Annotated in this window: 20 protein-coding genes; 7 read left to right on the forward strand and 13 right to left on the reverse strand. The window is 54.4% G+C overall.

From position 1 onward, the window contains the following. Nucleotides 1–17: 17 nt before the first annotated feature. Nucleotides 18–1,964, reverse strand: a complete 1,947-nt coding sequence (locus tag BM235_RS12640) for a glycoside hydrolase family 127 protein (RefSeq protein WP_090113375.1) — start codon at nt 1,962–1,964, stop codon at nt 18–20. Nucleotides 1,965–2,093: 129 nt separating this feature from the next. On the opposite strand from BM235_RS12640, the gene BM235_RS12645 reads away from it, so the two are divergent. After that, nucleotides 2,094–2,957, forward strand: coding sequence for an AraC family transcriptional regulator (locus tag BM235_RS12645; RefSeq protein ID WP_255374342.1), 864 nt, complete (start codon nt 2,094–2,096; stop codon nt 2,955–2,957). Between the two features lie 110 nt (nt 2,958–3,067). Here BM235_RS12645 and BM235_RS12650 read toward each other — a convergent pair whose 3' ends face one another. Both BM235_RS12650 and BM235_RS12655 read right to left on the reverse strand, forming a co-directional pair. Further along, nucleotides 3,068–3,949, reverse strand: a complete 882-nt coding sequence (locus BM235_RS12650; RefSeq protein ID WP_090113379.1) for a GNAT family N-acetyltransferase — start codon at nt 3,947–3,949, stop codon at nt 3,068–3,070. Then, nucleotides 3,946–4,695 (reverse strand): creatininase family protein, encoded by a 750-nt coding sequence (locus tag BM235_RS12655; RefSeq protein ID WP_158543724.1) that lies wholly within the window; start codon nt 4,693–4,695, stop codon nt 3,946–3,948. The genes BM235_RS12650 and BM235_RS12655 overlap by 4 nt, the downstream gene beginning before the upstream one ends. Before the next feature lie 177 nt (nt 4,696–4,872). On the opposite strand from BM235_RS12655, the gene BM235_RS12660 reads away from it, so the two are divergent. From BM235_RS12660 to BM235_RS12670, 3 genes are read left to right on the forward strand one after another with little or no spacing between them, the layout of a single operon-like run. Then, on the forward strand, nt 4,873–5,727 hold the full coding sequence (locus BM235_RS12660; protein ID WP_090113383.1) for an ABC transporter ATP-binding protein: 855 nt from the start codon (nt 4,873–4,875) through the stop codon (nt 5,725–5,727). After that, nucleotides 5,720–6,373, forward strand: a complete 654-nt coding sequence (locus BM235_RS12665) for an ABC-2 transporter permease (protein ID WP_090113385.1) — start codon at nt 5,720–5,722, stop codon at nt 6,371–6,373. The genes BM235_RS12660 and BM235_RS12665 overlap by 8 nt, the downstream gene beginning before the upstream one ends. Beyond that, nucleotides 6,373–6,741 carry a GntR family transcriptional regulator gene (locus tag BM235_RS12670; RefSeq protein ID WP_090113622.1) on the forward strand — a complete coding sequence of 123 codons (369 nt, stop codon included), beginning with the start codon at nt 6,373–6,375 and terminating at the stop codon, nt 6,739–6,741. The genes BM235_RS12665 and BM235_RS12670 overlap by 1 nt, the downstream gene beginning before the upstream one ends. Nucleotides 6,742–6,744: 3 nt before the next feature. Here the strand turns inward: BM235_RS12670 and BM235_RS12675 are convergent, their stop codons facing one another. Then, complete coding sequence (locus BM235_RS12675) at nt 6,745–7,368, reverse strand: hypothetical protein (protein ID WP_090113387.1); 624 nt, start codon at nt 7,366–7,368, stop codon at nt 6,745–6,747. Nucleotides 7,369–7,552: 184 nt separating this feature from the next. After that, entirely contained in the window at nt 7,553–9,802 is a 2,250-nt protein-coding gene (locus BM235_RS12680; RefSeq protein ID WP_090113389.1) for an FAD-dependent oxidoreductase, read from the reverse strand. A 125-nt stretch (nt 9,803–9,927) separates the two neighbouring features. Here BM235_RS12680 and BM235_RS12685 point away from each other — a divergent pair, with 125 nt between their 5' ends. The 3 genes from BM235_RS12685 to BM235_RS12695 all read left to right on the forward strand — a co-directional run bounded on the left by BM235_RS12685 (nt 9,928) and on the right by BM235_RS12695 (nt 11,831). Then, nucleotides 9,928–10,725, forward strand: coding sequence for an AraC family transcriptional regulator (locus BM235_RS12685; protein ID WP_090113400.1), 798 nt, complete (start codon nt 9,928–9,930; stop codon nt 10,723–10,725). 350 nt (nt 10,726–11,075) lie between these two features. Further along, the gene (locus BM235_RS12690; RefSeq protein WP_255374343.1) at nt 11,076–11,456 is read left to right on the forward strand and encodes a transposase; all 381 of its coding nucleotides are present in this window, start codon (nt 11,076–11,078) and stop codon (nt 11,454–11,456) included. 144 nt (nt 11,457–11,600) lie between these two features. After that, nucleotides 11,601–11,831 (forward strand): hypothetical protein, encoded by a 231-nt coding sequence (locus tag BM235_RS12695; RefSeq protein WP_090113402.1) that lies wholly within the window; start codon nt 11,601–11,603, stop codon nt 11,829–11,831. Nucleotides 11,832–12,120: 289 nt separating this feature from the next. On the opposite strand, the gene BM235_RS12700 is transcribed toward BM235_RS12695, so the two are convergent. The 8 genes from BM235_RS12700 to BM235_RS12730 all read right to left on the reverse strand — a co-directional run bounded on the left by BM235_RS12700 (nt 12,121) and on the right by BM235_RS12730 (nt 17,641). Beyond that, entirely contained in the window at nt 12,121–12,483 is a 363-nt protein-coding gene (locus BM235_RS12700) for a hypothetical protein (protein ID WP_143106675.1), read from the reverse strand. Nucleotides 12,484–12,591: 108 nt separating this feature from the next. Next, nucleotides 12,592–12,903 carry a DUF2691 family protein gene (locus BM235_RS32955; RefSeq protein WP_090113406.1) on the reverse strand — a complete coding sequence of 104 codons (312 nt, stop codon included), beginning with the start codon at nt 12,901–12,903 and terminating at the stop codon, nt 12,592–12,594. After that, entirely contained in the window at nt 12,885–13,211 is a 327-nt protein-coding gene (locus BM235_RS32960) for a DUF6881 domain-containing protein (RefSeq protein WP_369803510.1), read from the reverse strand. The genes BM235_RS32955 and BM235_RS32960 overlap by 19 nt, the downstream gene beginning before the upstream one ends. Further along, nucleotides 13,207–13,884, reverse strand: coding sequence for an HAD family hydrolase (locus tag BM235_RS12710; RefSeq protein ID WP_090113409.1), 678 nt, complete (start codon nt 13,882–13,884; stop codon nt 13,207–13,209). The genes BM235_RS32960 and BM235_RS12710 overlap by 5 nt, the downstream gene beginning before the upstream one ends. After that, nucleotides 13,881–14,333: a hypothetical protein gene (locus BM235_RS12715; RefSeq protein ID WP_110468863.1), complete on the reverse strand. Its 453-nt coding sequence runs from the start codon at nt 14,331–14,333 to the stop codon at nt 13,881–13,883. Before BM235_RS12715 ends, BM235_RS12710 begins: the two co-directional genes overlap by 4 nt. A 469-nt stretch (nt 14,334–14,802) precedes the next feature. Further along, on the reverse strand, nt 14,803–15,819 hold the full coding sequence (locus tag BM235_RS12720) for a zinc-binding alcohol dehydrogenase family protein (RefSeq protein WP_090113413.1): 1,017 nt from the start codon (nt 15,817–15,819) through the stop codon (nt 14,803–14,805). Continuing rightward, nucleotides 15,816–16,769 carry an aldo/keto reductase gene (locus BM235_RS12725; protein WP_090113415.1) on the reverse strand — a complete coding sequence of 318 codons (954 nt, stop codon included), beginning with the start codon at nt 16,767–16,769 and terminating at the stop codon, nt 15,816–15,818. The genes BM235_RS12720 and BM235_RS12725 overlap by 4 nt, the downstream gene beginning before the upstream one ends. Nucleotides 16,770–16,810: 41 nt before the next feature. Next, entirely contained in the window at nt 16,811–17,641 is an 831-nt protein-coding gene (locus BM235_RS12730) for an amidohydrolase family protein (protein WP_090113416.1), read from the reverse strand. Nucleotides 17,642–17,644: the final 3 nt, after the last annotated feature.

Genomic DNA, 17,644 nt, shown 5'->3' on the forward strand with positions numbered 1-17,644 from the left:
CGGATCGAGCATCGGGATCAAGAATGCCGCAGCCAGACGTTCATCTCGCCGGGCTCGCGGTTGCCCCACAGGTAGTAGGGGACGGCCTTGATGCGGACGGCTTTCTTTTGCTTGCTGAACGGACGATAAGGAAGGCCTTCCTCCCAGCCGGCAACGTCCGTGACGAAGCCGTCCCCTTCGACGACGACGCAGCCGCCGAGCAGCTCGGACGTCTGCCGCTCCGACAGGCGCGGCGCCTCGGCCAGCGACAGGGAGGCCAGCGGCGTGCCGTTGTCCGCTTCTTCCACGCAGTAGACGAGCGGTCCCCGTTGGATGGCGGCTTTGCCCGCGTCCGCGCGAATGAGCGGATTCGCGGCGACGAGCGCCGCTTGGATCGGCAGCAGCCAAGATACTTGATCGCCTTCGCGCCATGCGCGGTCGACGAGCGCGTAGCCCCGATCGACGCGGTAGTCGAGCGGCTCTCCGTTCACGTGCAGCATCGGGCGCTCGCCGTTGAACCTGTTCGGGATGCGGAGCGCGAGCTCGAACGCAACTTCGGCGCCTTCCGGGCACGCCGGCAGAGACACGTCGAACTCGACCTTGCCGTCCCAAGGCAGCGCCGACCGCTGCGTCAGCGCGACCTTGCGGCCTTGCGTTTCAAACGAGATCTCGCTGCCGATAAACAAGTGGACGCGGACCGAACGACTGTCTTCGGACACGTCGTAAATGTAATCGTCCAGCGAGCCGATCAAGCGGGCGACGTTCGGCGGGCAGCAGGAGCACCCGAACCACTTCTGCCGCACCGGCTTCACATGGTGCCGGTCCGGATTTTTAACGCTCGCTTCCGGCCATACCTCAAGCGGGTTGACGTAAAAGAAATGCTTGCCGTCCTTCGCCATGCTGCCGAGCACGTTGTTGTAGAGCGCCCGCTCCATGACGTCGGCGTATTCGCTCTTCGCTTCCAGCTGGAGCATTCTGCGCGCCCAGAAGATCAGGCCGATCGATGCGCAAGTCTCCGCATAGACGGTATCGTTGGGCAGATCGTGGTCGAACGTAAACGCTTCGCCCAGATGCGTCGCGCCGATCCCGCCGGTGATGTACATCTGCTTGCCCGTCGTATTCGCCCACAGCCGTTCGCAGGCCTCGCGCAGTCCGACATCGCCGTTCAAGCGGGCGAGGTCGGCCATTGCCGTATACAGGTACACCGCCCGAACGGCGTGTCCCACGGCGACCGGCTGCTCGCGAACCGGGAGATGGCTCTGATAAACCTCCAGATTCGGCGCCCCCTGCGACCAAATATTTTTGCGGCCGCGGCGCTCCCACTCTTCGTTGTAATAGCTCGGCTGGCTCCCGCGTTCGTCGATGAAAAATTGGCTCAGCTTTAGGTAGCGCTCTTCCCCGGTCGCCGCATGCAGCTTGACGAGCGCGAGCTCGACCTCGGGATGTCCGCAGTACGCGCGCATTTGCCCCGGCTTCGTCCCGAACAAGCCGTCGATCAGGTCGGCGAACCGGCAGGCGATGTCGATCAGCTTGCGCTTGCCCGTCGCCTCGCAATAAGCCGCCGCGGCTTCGAACAGATGGCCCGCGCAGTACAGCTCGTGCGCTTCGTACAGATTCGTCCACGCCCTGCCGGGCTCCTGAATCGTGAAGTACGTGTTCAGATAGCCGTCATCTCGCTGGGCTTGGCCGATCAGGTCGATCGCTTCGTCGGCGATTCGCTCGAGCGCCGGGTCGGGGCGGCGCCGAAGCGAATACGCGACCGCCTCCAGCCATTTATACAGGTCGCTGTCCTGGAAGATCCAGCCCCCGAATTCGCCTTCCTCCAAGCCTGCGGCGATCCGGAAATTGCGAATCGAATAGCTCGGCTCGGCGTCCTCGATCCGGTCGTTCAACGCTTCCCATTGATAAGGGATCACCGTGCCGCGAACGAGCTCGATATAATCGTTCCAAAATCCGTCGTTGATTTGGACCTTCGGATGATGCATGGCCGTCCACCTCTTCTTATATAAATTGACTCTTCATGTTTACGAGTTTATTCTTTTTTATATGGAGACGACAGGAACAGATTAAGCATGATCTTATACAAATTGAGACTGATCGCGGAGGTCGATCCCTTGAGCGAAATCGACATCGTCGAACTTCGAACGCCGCCGGTCCCTTATTATTGGGAATCCGGCCGCTCGGATTTTCGCGTCGGAGACCGGCATCCGAACCGGCGAAATCTGGGCTTGTACGATCTGCTGCTCGTGGAGCGCGGCGCGCTGTACATCGGGGAGAACGGCGTCGAATGGACGCTGCGAAAAGGAGATACGCTGCTGCTGCTGCCGGACGGGGAGCATTATTCGGTCCAGCCTTGCGATCAGGAGACCGTCTTCTATTGGATTCACTTCGAGCACGACTACTGGCAGCGAGGGGCGCATGCCGCGAAGCCGGACGGCTCGCTCCCGTCTTCGATGCCGTTCAGCAATCCGTACGCGATCCGCATTCCGAAGCACTTCACCCTGCCGAATCCGGTTGCTTTCGAGCTATGCCGACAGCTGCTAGGGCTGACGGTGGGCGATTCGTTCTGGGAGGAGCGGTCCTTGTTCGCGAAGCTGCTGTCCCTGCTGGAGGACGGCGCGCTCGGCCATTCCGTCCCGCCTGCCATTCGCCTCGCTGAGAAGACGGCCGCTTATATTCAGCAGCATTACCAGGAAGAGATCACGAACGAGTCGCTTGCCGAAGCGCTTCACTTTCACTCCACCTACATCGTTCGCTGCATGAAGCAGAAGTACGGCATGACGCCGGTTCATTACTTGCTCGAATTCCGCCTTGAGCGCGCGAAGCGCCTTCTTTTGACCACGGAATGGTCGGTGGAGCGGATCGCCGAAGAAGTCGGTTTCCGCTACGCGCCTTACTTCTCGACCTGCTTCAAGCGCCAGGCCGGCTTGACCCCTGCTCTGTTCCGCAAGTATTATTGCCGAGTCGGTCCCGAATAAGAAAACAAGCTTCCGGGCGACAACCCCCGGAAGCTTGTTTTTGCGCTTATCGCCCGACGGCGTCCGTCGCGCATTCACCATGAAGAAGTTTAGCACCAACATTTGTACCGTCAGCCTTTTTCCGCGCCGGACGTGCCGTAGACGAGCTGCGGCATGCCTGGATTCGCGTTGACCCCCAGATACATCCGGCAAAACGTACGCTGGATTCGGAACCCGGCTATTTCCGCCATTTGAATGCCATGAACGTTCGGACAAGGCAGATCGAAAAAAACTTTGCCTCCCCCGACGCTGGACAGCAGTGACGCGAGCAACGTCTCGGCGGCTTGGACGTCCGATGCCGCCCACGGTCCGATCTGCACCGCCTCATAGCCTTGATGGGCCATCAAATACCCTGTTATTCCGCGATCGTCCCGCGTCACGAAGGCGTATATATGTTCCCGCGCCCGCAATCGCTTGAGGACGGTTCTTCGATCCGCGCCGAATATCGCCGCGTCGTAGACCGCGATCTCTTCCAGATCCGCTTCCGTTAACGACCGGACCTCGCCCCGATATTCGGAAGCAGTAGCGCCCTTCGACTCGCGTTTGGACGGCGACGCCTCCAGCTCGTATCTGCGAACGTCGTACTCCTCCGCGAATCCGAGCGGGACATAAACCTTTTTCCCCATCGCCGTGGCGTCCAGCTTGATGCAGCGCACGCCTTGGTCGCGCAGATGTCGAATGCCCAGCTGAAGCAGCTGCGTCGCGATGCCTCTCCCCCGATCGTCCGGATGCACCAATACCATGCCGATCCAGCCGAAGCGATCGCCGTAACGGATCGTCGTCATCGTCGCAGCCTCTTTGCCGTCGTACTCGGCCAGAAAACAGCCTTCTCGGTCGTAGAAGAGGTAGTCCTGCCAATCCCGATCCGTCTGGTTCCAGCCTGCGATATTTTTGAGCGTCATCGCGAATGGGATGTCGCGCTCGGACAGCTCGCGGACTCGGAGCCCGTTCATTGCCCGGCCTTGCGAGCGTTCTTCGCCCTGACCTGCTCCGTGATCCGATCCACTTCTTCGAGGTACTTGATCCCTTCCTGCAGCATGAGCTCCAACACCTTGCTCCCTTTCTCCGCGGTCGCGTCCTCAGGGAAGCCCCAATACCCGTCTGGCGTAATATCGCCGACGTCGAAATAATCCATGAACGCCTGTGGCACGAATGCCGGATCCTCTTGCCGTTGGATGTCCGCGACATATTCCGGGTGAAGATGAAGCATCAGCGAGGTCTCCATCTCGCCTGCGTGAATGTCGTTTTGAACATGGTTAAATATCTCGTGATATCTCGGTCTGGCCACTTCGCCGGCATAGAGCAGAATGACCTGGAATTCCCCGAGCTCCCGGTTCAAATTCCGAACCGTGGGCTTGATGATCCAGTTGCCGCCGTGGAAGTTCGCGATGATCAGCTTGCCGAAGCCTGAAAACCGCAAAGACTCGGCGATATCCCGGAGCACCAGCGCAAGCGTGTCCGACTTGAGATAGACCGTTCCTTTGCCCTTCCGATGCTCGATGGACGAGGAGATCGCGACCGCAGGCAGCAAATAAGCGTCGAGCGCCTCCGCCAATTTTCTCGCATAGCGTTCGGCGAAGATCGTATCCGTCCCGACCGGCAGGTGACTGCCATGCTGCTCGGTAGCGCCTACCGGAAGCACGGCGACCCGGCAATCCGACGCTTCGAAATCTCTTTTCGTATGATAGACGGTCAGCATGAAAACGCCTCCTTTCATCTCATTATGAGAGGCGTCTTCCCCACATCCAATGGTCCATTTTTTATGTTTTATAGGGCATTTATATACAAGCCGATTCGAACTTATCGTTTGACGAAGCATAGACTGGATGTTATATTGTGCATATACGATATACACAATCTTAAAAGGAGGCACGTCATGCTTGCATTGGATATTCAGAACCTAAACAAGAAATACGACCATTTCCAGTTGAAAAACGTCACGTTCCAGCTTGAAAAAGGCTATATCATGGGGTTTATCGGCGCTAACGGCGCAGGGAAAACGACGACGATCAAGTCGATCCTGAACATGATCCAACTGGATAGCGGCGATGTGCGTATCATGGGCAAACGCATGGCCGAACACGAGCTGGAGCTGAAGCAAGACATCGGATGCGCGTTCGGCGGCATCGAATTTTATACGCGAAGCAAAATCGGCAAGTTGACCGAAGTCATTAAGCCATTTTATAAAAATTGGGACGACGATACGTATTACGGTTATTTAAAAAGATTCAAATTGGACGAAAATAAAAAAATAGCCGAATTGTCGACCGGCATGAAAGTCAAATACAATTTGGCCATCGCCTTGTCGCACGGCGCGAAGCTGCTCATTCTCGACGAACCGACCAGCGGACTCGATCCGGTCGCGAGGGACGATTTGCTGGATATTTTCCAGACGCTCGTCATAGACGGCGAGATCAGCATTCTTTTCTCGACGCATATCACGTCGGATTTGGAGAAGTGCGCGGACTTCATTACTTACATCGATAACGGACAGATTATTAACAGCGCAGACAAAGAGGAATTCAAAGCGTCCTACCGCTTGCTGAACGGCAAGGAGAGCGAGCTGGGCCAGGTGAAAGACAAACTTATTTCCTATAAAATCAATTCCTTCGGCTTTACGGGACTCATTCACGCGAAAGACTTCGATCCGGCATCCGAAATAAGATCCGCCTTGCCGACTCTCGAGGAGATTATGGTTTACTTTGCGAAAAAGGAGGAAGCGTATGTATAATTTATTGGTAAAAGACTTCAAATTAGGCGTAAATCCGTGGTACTTGGCGATGCCCGTGCTGACAGGCGCGTTGATGCTCGTCCCCGGCTGGATTTATTTCCTTGTTCTCTTGTATTTTTGCTGGATTACGATTCCGAACATGTTTGCCGGATTTCGCACGCACAACGATCTGATGTTTACCGCGATCATGCCCGTCACCAAAAAAGACATGGTCAAAGCAAGAGTGCTCGTTATCGTCTGCCTGGAGCTGTTGCATTTCGCATTTGCGATCCTCTTCGGCGCGATCAACCGTTTCTTGTATCCGAATTTTGAATATTACTTCTTTGCCCCGACGGTCGGTTTTTTGGGATTATGCTTCGTCATGCTGGCGATTTTTAATCTCGTCTTCTTTCCGATCTATTTTAAAACGGCGTACAAACACGGCAATGCGGCGATTGCTTCGATTACCGCAGCGATGCTTTTTGCCGCCGGCGCGCAATGGTTAGGAATCGCCAACGCAGACGTGTCGACCGTGATTAACGATACCGGTACCGGCCATCTTGCGGCTCAATCGTCCGTTCTTATCGCAGGGATCGCGATATTCGCTTTATTCACGATGGCGGCATACCGCATGGCAGTGCGACATTTCCTGAAAGTGGAGCTATGATGAACGTAGCGATCTCAAGCAGTTCCGAAAAACCGATTTATCAGCAGCTGTTCGAACAGATCAGCGCTCAAATCTTGAAGGGCGAGCTCCCAAGCGGCTATTGTTTGCCTCCGATCCGTCAGGCGGCTCAGGAGCTGCAGATTAGCGTCATTACCGTTAAAAAAGCATGGGAGGAGCTCGAACGGAGCCGGTTGATCCATACCATCACGGGCAAAGGCTGTTTCGTGGCCGAATTCACGAACGAGGAGATGCTCCGCATGCGAAACGAGATGATATCGAAGCAGATGGCCATCGACGCCTCGTACTACAAGTCGTTCGGTCTCACCTTGGAGGAAGTCATCGCGATGATGAAGGAGATCTATCAATAGCGTTCAAGCGAGAAAAATTTCTTTCAATTCTTCCGCGGTTTCTTTAATGAATTGATTCACCTTCTGGGCGGTGAAGTAGATCGGTTGGATGCGGGGTTCTTGGCCGGGGTCGTTCAGCCATTCCGATTTTTGGCGGCTATATGCGACGACCTCCTCCCTTGTCACCAGGTACTCCAAGGCAAACCCTTTTGCTGTAGAAAGTCTCTGAAGCAAATTCCTAGCGTCCATCGATCTTTGAAGCTCGAATTCAACTTGACTGACTTCCCGGGTAAAGATGCTTCGGAGAACTCCTCCACCTGCTGCTTCGGTACATTCCCGTTCAAATTCGGCATACAAAGTATCTGTCCATCTCACATCCGTATAGATGTGCGTAAAATAGCCCAGCACAAAGTCCTGCCATGCCGGCTCCGGGCGTTGGGACGAATAGGCATTAAATTGGCGAACGATCCATACCTTCTCGGGAAGCATCCCGTTTTGAACGAAATGCGTCTCGCCTTTTTCTTCTCTGGAGATTTGCCCTCTTACGTGAACGGCATCCGGGGCGATGCTGCCCAGAAGAAGGTCCGGCGAAGGGTTTCCGTCGAACATGAGATCCGATATCGCAAAATGGACCATGGGCCATGGCATTTGAAACGCCTCCAATAACTACAATCCAGATATTCCTATTTTATTAGTCATATTACAAGACAAGCAATATTGAATGGCTGCGTTCAAACTAAAGAAACGGCAAAGACGCGGTTCCGCTTCGCTACATGAAGCAGAATCGCGTCTTTGAATTTGTAAGGTGGTTAAGCAGGGCCCGGGGGCCGGATCAAGCGTAGACTCGCACTTCGACGATCTCCGCGTACGCGCTGCCGTTGGTCGCTTCGACGACGATGCGCAGCCGGTTCGTGCCGATGGCCGCATCGAATCGATGGACGCATTTGCGCTTGTAATTGCCGCGTCCTTCGGCGATGGTCACCCATGCTTCGCCTTCGCGCGCCTCGACGCGGTAGTCCCTGACGAGCGACGGCATCGTCTCGTACGGCGTGATATGGTGATGAAGATTGATCAAGTCGTCGTTCACGTCATCGTTAAACACGATGTGAAGCTCGCGGATCGGCGTCGCGTCGCTCCAAGCGAGCTCCAGCCATTCCGGGCGATCTTCCGCCATCCGCTCGGACGACCACAAGTGCGGCCCGCCGTACGGACGGAGATAGCCGTCGATCGCCTTATCTGCGGCGAAGGCTTCGGTCGGAGCCGTCAGTCGGATACAGGGCGCGGCATGATCGAATTCGTGCTTTCTCCACTCGACGAGCGGCTGCCCCGGCTGATGCTCTTCGTTCGGCCGCGGGGTGCTCGATGGACCGCTCTTCCGATAAGCGAGCACGCCCGAGCTCGGGCGGTCTGCGATATGCAGCGCAAGCGCTTCGTTCGCCTTGACGACGAGGAACGCATTGCGCGCCGTCTCCGGCGCCCAGCTTAAGCTAAGCTTCGCCCACTGCAGGCTGCCGGCGGACAAGGCGACCGACGCCTCCGCGAGCTTGGCATGCGGCAAGTAGTTTTCCGGTCGGCCGGTGTCCCAGAGCTCGACGACAAGCGTCGCGTCCGTCGTGGCGTCCACGAGCAGCCCGATGCCGTCCAGCGCCGGATCGACCGGCAAGGTGATGCCGATATCAGCCTGGAGCGGGATGGCATACGACGGCTGTTCGATGCCGAAGCGGCTACGCTCGCTGGACGCCGAGACGCTTGCTTGCCGGGCCAGGTCGTTCTCGTCGTCGCCGCGCAGCCCGATGATCGAAGCATCCTGGCGCAGCAGCGTCTGCTGGAGCTCGCGCAGATGGCTGCCGTGAAGCTCGCGAGGCGTGATGCCTTTGGCCGCGCACAGCGCGGCGCCGGTGCCGGCGGCTTCGCCGATGACGGCGCACGTCGCCATGACGCGCGTCGTGCCGAACGCGACGTGCGACGCGCTGATGTCGCGGCCGGCCATCAGCATGTTGTTCACGTTCGCCGAATAGAGCGAGCGGAACGGAATGTGATAGACGCCGTCCGAGTACAGATGCTTCGAGCCCGACTCGGTCGCATACACGCCCTGCGGCGGGTGCAGGTCGATCGACCAGCCGCCGAACGCGACGCGGTCGTCGAATTCCCGCTGCGCCAGGATGTCGTTCTGGTTCAGTACGTAATCGCCGACGAACCGGCGGTATTCGCGCTTGCCCGGCAGAGCGCCGACCCACTCCAGCGTCATGTTGTCCGCGTCGAACTTACCGGAATTTTTAATGTAATCCCAGATGCCGTAAATGACCGACCAAAGCTCGTCGCGAATCCGTTCGTTGTCGTGGACGGTATCGTGCTCGCCGCCCCATTCGATCCACCAATACGCGCAGCCGTTATCCCCGCTCCGTATGATGCGCCGCTCGGGAATCGTCGTCTTCGTTACGTCGATCGCCATCCGCGGCGGCGTATACTTGACCGGATGCCCGGCGTCCTTCGTATAGAAGAGCAGCGTGCTGCCGAGCGTGATGTCGTCGGCGACCTCCGGCGCCCATTCTTCGCCGAATTCCTCGCGGGCCTCTCGTCCCAGCCGATACTTGGCGCCGGCCAGAAAGCCGACCAGCCCGTCCCCGGTACAGTCGAGATACACCGCGCTTTCGAAGCGGATGCGCCGCTCCGACCCCATCATCCCGCCGATCGCCGCACGGATCCTCCGGTCATCGGCTTCTCCGTCCGCTTCTACCTCGTGCACGTCCGTATTCAGGAACAGTTGAATGTTCGGCTCCGCCTTTACGGCCTCGAGCACGACCATATCCCAGAAGTATGGATTGCCGTCCTTATTGCGGAACTGGTTTTCGACGAACAGCTCGCCCATGATGCCGGTCTCTCTCGCATAGCGCTGGGTGCCGTGCGAGGTCGCCCCGCAAACCCAGACGCGCACCTCGCTGCTGGAATTGCCGCCGAGCACCGGACGGTTGTTGACGAGCGCGACGGTCCGCCCGAGCCTCGCAGCCGCGATCGCCGCGTTCACCCCCGCCAACCCGCCTCCGACGACGGTAATATCCGTTTTTACGGTTTCGCTCCGCATTGCCGACCTCTCCTCCGAATCGTTCGTTTATCCTCTGTTTCATCTTAAATCTCCCGCTTGCCAAATAACATGCACCCTATTACGATAACCATATCCGAAATTTCACAGACGAACGGAGCTTTCGCATGAGAATCGATTGGTCATTGCGTCCGTTGGCCTATATGTACTGGTTTAAAAAAAAGCAATTTCAGCTGGCGCAAGATACGGATCCGGCATGGACGATGTTCGCGGTCGAGCGCGGCCGGTTCGCGTACAGAATCGGCCCGCAGTCGGGCGAAGCCGGGTTCGGCGACATCGTCGTCTGCCCGCCAGGCACCGTCTTTCACCGGCGCGCGCTGTCGCCGCTGACGTTTCATTTCATCAAATTCGATTGGGCGCTTGCGCCTGTACCTGAAGAGGCAGATGGACTCGGCGGAAAGTGGACGGTCCACGACGGGGAGCGACTCATGTCGACCTATCGGTACATGAAGGAGATCGGTGGCGCCATTCGGCAGGAACCTGCGCTCGGCCGGATGAAGCATATGATGGAGGATTTGTGGCGGCTGATGGAAATCGAGCGGAGCCGCGCCGAATCGGCCGCGCGTTCGGCGGCGGACGCGCCCGCGCCCGATATGGAGGAAGCGCGCAAATGGCTGCTCGAGCGTGCCTATGAGCCGCTGGCGATGCGCGCGCTCTCGGATGCGCTCGGCATCAGCCCGGTCCAGCTGACCCGACGCTTCCGCGCGGCATACCGGACGACGCCGACCGAGTTCGTGACCGGACTGCGGCTCGGACGCGCCTGCCGGCTGCTGGAGGAGACGACGCAGCCGCTCGACTGGATCGCGCAGCAGTGCGGCTACGAGAACGGGTTTTATCTCAGCCGCGTATTCAGCGCCAAGCTCGGGATCACGCCGTCGGCCCATCGGCGGCTTCATCGCGTCTGATTGGTTTAAGGGGCGAAGAAGCAAGCGCGACGCCGCGCGGCCAGTGCGCAGCGAGCGCAGTTGTGCGGTAAAACCGCGTAACTCCGGACAAAACCCGAGCTGCGAGCGCAGTTATGCGGTAAATCCGCGTAACTCCAGACAAAACCTGGGCTGCGAGCGCAGTTGTGCGGTAAAACCGCGTAACTTCTGACTATCCCTGGGCTGCGTGTGCAGTTATGCGGTAAATCCGCGTAACGCTGTGCTGATGAGAGCAAATACGCACTATTGCTACCTCCATCTATTTAGCCCCCTAATCCCTTTGGACACTTTCTCCGACTCCTATTACACTAGAGAGAGCGGAGGAAATGTCGGTGAAAAGACGTTTTTACGGTACGGAAGCATTAAAGAAGGAATACGTGGGGCTGGTGGTCTCCGGCTATCGAACGGAGCACGTTGCCAGACAACATGGCTTATCTCCTTCAACACTTTCACGCTGGGTACGTCAATACTGGGACGAGGTGGAAGCTGAATTGACCAAGAAAATGGAACACGCAGAGCAGCTCGCCAAAGATAGCAAGGATCTGCAGAAAAAATACGACCAAGCCATGAAGATGCTCGGCGAGAAAGAACTTGAAATCGCCATTCTAAAAGACCTGCTAAAAAAACGACATCTCGCTCGACTCCCGACTCGAAGTCGCCTTCTGCTGGACGAAGCGCGGCTACCCCGTTCGGAGAGTCTTGAGGCACTGTAAGGTTGCGCCAGCTACGTATTACTACCGGTTGGAGCATCCCAAGACCAAGCGTACCTCCAAAGGAGGCAGGCCCATCCTGGTTATTCTTTATCCAAGGACGGTGTACGAAGCTACACCCAGCAATGGGACGAGGACCGATTTACATTGGAAAGCAAGGACGGCGTGTTCACCGGTACGATAAACGGGAAGGAAGCGTTGGGCGCGACGAACGGTGTTACCGTCGTCACCGATCTGCGGGGGCATGTCCTGGAGATCATCGGTATCGATGCCGTGCCGGTAGACGTCGACATGACGGTAGAAGAACATGGATATCGATTCACGATCAAGCCAAATGAAGTATACGCGATTGACGTTAACCGTGTCTTTTCAATGTAGCAAGTGCCGTTCGATTATCCGTTTACGGCGCGGCATACGTAAAGGCTTTGAATGATAGGCCCTGACTGACCCGGACTTCGTGCGGCTTCAGGCGGGTCAGTTCGGATCTTTATCCTTCTTCAGTTCCAAATAGATCATGTCCAACCGCTCAATGATTCTTTCCCCGTTTTGTATCTGTTTCTTCAAGCAGGTGTGGATCGTACCGAGTCCCACCACGACCAAGATCATAAACACACCAAAGTAAAAAATCATGGGTTTCACCGCTTTTTTCGTTATTACCTGTCAACGTTTATAAACGTTTGGTTTCTTCCGCTTCAAACTCCGCGTTTCTAATTTTCATCGTTTTTATTTGATTGCGAACAAAGTTACTTCCAGCAATCAAAAGTACGGCACCAGCAATTAAAATAATGATCCCAAATGTTCTTGTGGATTCCGTAACATTCCATACGATGCTCGGTGTCAGCGCCTTAAGCGTTAGGGTGTCTGTAACGCCTTGCCCTTTAAAAGATAAAAAGATCAACACTTTTTCTAAACCGCTTAAAACTATAATTAAGATGCCGGAAATGATTAGCTTAGTAGCAAGACTCTTCAACCGTTTCTCCTCCTTCCACAATTTACCACACATTAAATTTGTATCTCGAATCCGTTTCATCGATCAACTCCGGCGTAATCCCTTGACTCGATATAAAAAGATAAAAACGCTCGAAAACTTCAAGATCTTTCAAATACACTTCAACGTAATAACAGTCGGCGATGAGTGCTACCATCTTCTCTGGGTCTTTACGAATTCATTCCAATCATTAACTTCAGGTTCGTCTGAAGTGGATTCGTAATCCCTATCTAAAGCAATGAATTCACCGAATATAGCATATACGTTATTATCGCGAAGTTCTTTTAATAGCTTTTCTTCATCCGTGAATTTCATGTTTAATTCACTGTCTAACTTCTGATTAATCGTCTCTAAATTATCGATGTACCACCGATATTTATAAGCATCCAACGATGCAAAAATGCTGGACGTCAGGATATTGTCTCCCTGATCGGTTTGAAATCTCACTCCTCTAATTGACATTTTCGATCTCTAGTCCATTTATTTACATTCAACTTCTGTAACGCATCATTCCATACACATTCAAACTCGTCTTTATTTATTTCAAATCCAAAAAATTCCGGGTTCATATTAATCTCTGTTAAAGGAGGAACTTCACAAATCCCAAGCATTGAGTTTAACTCTAATTCGGTATCGGCTAATCCAATTTTGCCGTTTCTAAATAGTTCAATTTTCCGTTTTTCAAACTTACTTTGATCTAACTCGGAATAAAGAAGTACAGGATCTTCAATTTCCTGGTGAAACCAAATTACCTTGATAAACAGATTAATCGTCTCCCTTTTTTAGTATTGCTTCTAATTCTCTTAAATGTTTAATTCTATGTTCAGGTTGTATGGTAATCTCCACTCTCCATGGCTGATTCACTTCAAACCAAATGGTTTTCATCCCGGCTTTCCCTGCGCCTTCAATGTCGTTCGTTGGATGGTCGCCAATATACAAGCATTGCTCAGGACGAAGCCCGAGCTTATTCAATGCCATTTCAAATATTCGATTGTCCGGTTTTTTAACGCCAGCTTCCTCAGAAACGAGAATGAAGTCAAATAAATCCCGAATTCCTAATCGATCGATTTTTCCATATTGGATAGCCGTTCTTCCATTTGTGATAAGACCCAACTTATACTTTTGCTTGATATAGCTCATGATTTCTGCCGCATGTTCCATTAATAAAGCATTTTTTACATAATGCACATTATAGTAGTTCATCAATTCATTATGTTCAGGTTTGGATAGCCACGGCAGCTTCTCGAGCAATTCCGAAAATAATAAATTTTTATCTTTATAACCGTCTTGATCCAAGTCAATGATTCGTGTCGCTATAGAATCCATATTGGGATCATGGGCGAAGTATGTATTTACGAATGACGTAGTGAAATTTTGAAAAGTACGCGTTCGATCTAAAAGCGTATTATCCAGGTCAAAAATAATGGCTTGAATGTTTTTCATGTTCTCCTCCGTTCAATTCTGTCTTGTTTCACCTCGGAAAAGCTTTGAATTAATAAAGCAAAAATAGAAACGATCACTATGATAAGCTGGTTAAAATTAATTTGTTTCTTTGTATACCATTCTAGTAATAAAAATCCTCCAAGTATCATTAGCAATGAAGCTAGATTACAAAGCATGACAACTAATAGTAATTTGTTTTTTTCTTCTCTGAATTTAATTTTTAGACGATCTTTGAATCTTTCTATGAGGTATTTATTCACGAAAACAGTTATGCAAATGAAAAATGCAAATCCCAATATACCGACTGTATATCGAAATATTGAGACATCTCCTTGAAGTACGGGAATTAAAAAGAAAAAGACTAAAAAACCAAGCGCAGTTGTATACGATAATATTTTCATTATTGACGCTTCTTTCTCGATTGGTTGTGAAAACACTTTTTCATGCATTCCTCAAATTTCCACTTTTGAAGTATTTCGTGAAGAGAATAACAATCCCTTCAAACTTAAAAAAATGGAGATTCAACGCCGTCGGCAAATTGAACTCGCATGCACGGCCCCGCCGGCTTCTTCCAACAGACGTCATTCTCAAAAACAGCTCAAAATTACGCTATTCTCTTACCTCGTCCATCGCCCGCTGCCCCGCATCATACGCGGCACTCAAAAATAGCTCAGAATTGCGCTATTCTTGTACTCACAGCCACCGGCCGCTCCCGCGCAACACATCTTGTGCTCATAATAGCGCAAAATTGCGCTATTTTCGTACCCAAGCTCCCACCACCACCAACCGCTTCCCACCGCTCGCGTGACCCCAGGTTGATCGAATCGATAGCGGAACGGCAAAAGAGCCGCCCCGTCATCTCGTGACTTTTGGGACAGCTCTATTCTCAATCATGATTATTTAGTTTTCCCATCTCATTCAAAGCTCGACCATCGCCTTAATTACCTTCGATTCAGGCTTCAGCCATTCCTCGAACTGCCCGATCATGTCGTCGAGCGAAGCCCGATGCGTGATATAGCGGTTTACGTCAACGCTCCCGGCACGGATGACCTCAAGCACCCTTTCGAAGTCCTCCCTGGTCGCGTTGCGGCTGGCCATCAGCGTCAGCTCGCGCTTGTGGAACTCGGGATCGTGGAACTGAATATTGGCGCTGACCAATCCGACGTAAACGAGCCTGCCTCCATGCGCGGCATATCCAAAAGCAGCGGCCATCGACTGCGCATTCCCCGTCGCGTCGAATACGACGCTGGGCAGCTCTCCGCCGTTTACCTCTAGCAGGCTGCCGAGCGGATCCGCAAGCGCGCCTACGACTTCGTCGACGCCGGCCCATTCGCGGCAGAACGCAAGCCGGTCCTCATTGATGTCCATCGCGATGACTTTGGCGCCCCGCGCCTTCGCGAACGCCATGACGCCCAGCCCGATCGGGCCGCCGCCGATGACAAGCGCAGTTTCTCCCGCCGCGAGTCCCGACCGGCGCACCGCATGCGCGCCGATGGCGAACGGCTCCAGCGTCGCGGTCTGGTCGAGCGTCAGATCGTTCGCCCCGATCAGATGCGAGACCGGAACCGAGATCCGCTCCCGCATGCCGCCGTCGATATGTACGCCGAGCACCTTCATATCCGTGCAGCAGTTCGTCTTGCCGCCGCGGCAGGCGATGCAGGTCCCGCAATGCATATACGGAATGACGCTGACGCGATCGCCGATCCGAAGCCCTTCCTCGTTCGGACCGATCGCTTCGATGACGCCGGCCAGTTCGTGACCCAATATGCGCGGATAAGAAAAAAAGGGTTGTCTGCCTTTATATGCGTGCAGATCCGTCCCGCAGATGCCGATTCTCTTCAAGGCTACGATCGCGAAGCCGGGAGTAAGCACAGGCTCAGGCAAATCGTCTACAAACGCAAAACGTTCGACCTCCGCGCAGATGATGCCTTTCATGACTTGTCGCCCCCGATCCCCAAGTTGTACTCATCGCGACCGCTGACCCATGTCCGATTATGCACAGGCTGAAGGATCGCGAGCACGTCGGCCAGCAGTTCTTCGTCGATCGGCTCCTCCGTCCATGCTGCGTTTTTCTGAATGTTGGCCGGATTGGCCGTGCTGACGAGCGTCGTCGGAATTCGGTCGTTCGACGTGGAAAATTGGATCGCCAGCTTGGCGATATCCGCTCCCTGCGACTCGCAATATCGCGCGGCATCAAGACAAGCAGCCTTCAACTCCGGCGAAGCCGGATGCCAGTCCGGCGTGCCGCGCGTACCGAGCAGTCCCATGGAAAGCGGCGAAGCGTTGACCAATCCTACGCGGCTGGCTTCGAGCATGGGCAGCAAACCCAGTAGACTCGTATCGTTCAGCGAATAATGACAGTAAGAGATGATACAATCGACATCGACGCGCGGTATGAAGGTTTCGAATAACTGCAAAGGAAGACCGCAGATGCCGCCGAACCTGATCTTGCCGAGCTCTTTCAGCCGCTGCAGCGCCGGTATCGCTTCGTTCATAATGACGTCTGCCGGCACGAACTCGATATCGTGCAAATACAAAATATCGATCTCGTCCACGTTCAGCCGCGCAAGACTTTCGTCTACGCTCGCGACGATCCGCTCATGCGAGAAATCGAACGCATCCGCTCCGTAGCGGCCCGCTTTCGTCGACAGCACGTACTTGTCGCGCGGAATATCCTTCAGCGCTTTGCCCAGAACGGTCTCCGCCTTGGTCAAGCCGTAATAGGGCGAGACGTCGATATAATTGATCCCTGCATCGACCGCCGCATGCACCGTCCGGATGCTCTCTCCCTCGTCGGTATCTCGGAATACGGACCCGAGCGAAGAAGCGCCGAAGCTCAATACGGAGACGTCCAGGCCTGTTTTCCCCAATTGACGATATTTCATATTGCCATTCACCCCGTTGTCAAAAATCGCTTACCCCCGAATCAAAGCCGGTAAAAGGTCTTGGCATTCAATCCGAACAGCTTCTCCCGCTCCGCGTCTCCCCATGTGTCCGGCTGCGCGCGCTCCAAAACCTCGACCACCTCGTCGTAACCGGCCGCCAGCAAGCAGACGGGCCAATCGCTGCCGAACATCACTCTGTCCGGTCCAAAGCAAGCCAGTACATGACGCACGTAGGGGATAAATTGTTCCGCCTTCCAATGCTCGTGATCCGCTTCGGTGACCATGCCCGACAGCTTGCAGTATAAGTTCGGGTACTCAGCCAGCTGCTCGATCTGGCTCGCCCATGGCGCCATCAAACCTTCGGCGATGCGCGGTTTGGCGATATGATCGATCACGCCGTGCAGGCCCGGCACCTGCTTCACGAGTTCGATCAGCGGATCGAGCTGATCGCACTTCACGAGCAGGTCGACGGCGGCGCCTCGTTCCGCGTAGCTCCGCAGCGCCTCGACATATGATGGGGCGAGAATCGCGCCGGCGTCTGGCATGTCCTGGATCATGATGCGGAAGCCGACGAACTTCGGATGCCGGGCGAATCTTTCGTAGTGGGCGGCATGCCGGTCATCCGTCAAATCCAGAAACCCGACGACGCCAAAGATCGACTCGTCTCCATCGGCGAGCGACAAAAGGAAATCCGTCTCCTCCGGCGTCGGCGCCGCTTGAACGACAATGGTTCCGTCCAGCCGGTGCGCATCCAAATGAGGCTTAAGATCGGATGGTAAAAAGTCTTTATGCAAAACCGGAATTTCCGGCGTGAGCCAGCCATAATCTCCACGATCGATCTTCCAGTAATGTTGATGCGCATCGATTCTCATCCG

The organism is Cohnella sp. OV330 (genome assembly GCF_900112065.1).
Lineage (GTDB): Bacteria > Bacillota > Bacilli > Paenibacillales > Paenibacillaceae > Cohnella.

Bases quoted from the DNA above. Each gene is read 5' to 3' on its own strand.
- BM235_RS12640 (WP_090113375.1), bottom strand. From the start codon at position 1,964: ATGCATCATCCGAAGGTCCAAATCAACGACGGATTTTGGAACGATTAT.
- BM235_RS12650 (WP_090113379.1), bottom strand. From the start codon at position 3,949: ATGAACGGGCTCCGAGTCCGCGAGCTGTCCGAGCGCGACATCCCATTC.
- BM235_RS12655 (WP_158543724.1), bottom strand. From the start codon at position 4,695: ATGCTGACCGTCTATCATACGAAAAGAGATTTCGAAGCGTCGGATTGC.
- BM235_RS12660 (WP_090113383.1), top strand. From the start codon at position 4,873: ATGCTTGCATTGGATATTCAGAACCTAAACAAGAAATACGACCATTTC.
- BM235_RS12665 (WP_090113385.1), top strand. From the start codon at position 5,720: ATGTATAATTTATTGGTAAAAGACTTCAAATTAGGCGTAAATCCGTGG.
- BM235_RS12670 (WP_090113622.1), top strand. From the start codon at position 6,373: ATGAACGTAGCGATCTCAAGCAGTTCCGAAAAACCGATTTATCAGCAG.
- BM235_RS12675 (WP_090113387.1), bottom strand. From the start codon at position 7,368: ATGCCATGGCCCATGGTCCATTTTGCGATATCGGATCTCATGTTCGAC.
- BM235_RS12680 (WP_090113389.1), bottom strand. From the start codon at position 9,802: ATGCGGAGCGAAACCGTAAAAACGGATATTACCGTCGTCGGAGGCGGG.
- BM235_RS12685 (WP_090113400.1), top strand. From the start codon at position 9,928: ATGAGAATCGATTGGTCATTGCGTCCGTTGGCCTATATGTACTGGTTT.
- BM235_RS12700 (WP_143106675.1), bottom strand. From the start codon at position 12,483: ATGAAACGGATTCGAGATACAAATTTAATGTGTGGTAAATTGTGGAAG.
- BM235_RS32955 (WP_090113406.1), bottom strand. From the start codon at position 12,903: ATGTCAATTAGAGGAGTGAGATTTCAAACCGATCAGGGAGACAATATC.
- BM235_RS12710 (WP_090113409.1), bottom strand. From the start codon at position 13,884: ATGAAAAACATTCAAGCCATTATTTTTGACCTGGATAATACGCTTTTA.
- BM235_RS12715 (WP_110468863.1), bottom strand. From the start codon at position 14,333: ATGCATGAAAAAGTGTTTTCACAACCAATCGAGAAAGAAGCGTCAATA.
- BM235_RS12720 (WP_090113413.1), bottom strand. From the start codon at position 15,819: ATGAAAGGCATCATCTGCGCGGAGGTCGAACGTTTTGCGTTTGTAGAC.
- BM235_RS12725 (WP_090113415.1), bottom strand. From the start codon at position 16,769: ATGAAATATCGTCAATTGGGGAAAACAGGCCTGGACGTCTCCGTATTG.
- BM235_RS12730 (WP_090113416.1), bottom strand. From the start codon at position 17,641: ATGAGAATCGATGCGCATCAACATTACTGGAAGATCGATCGTGGAGAT.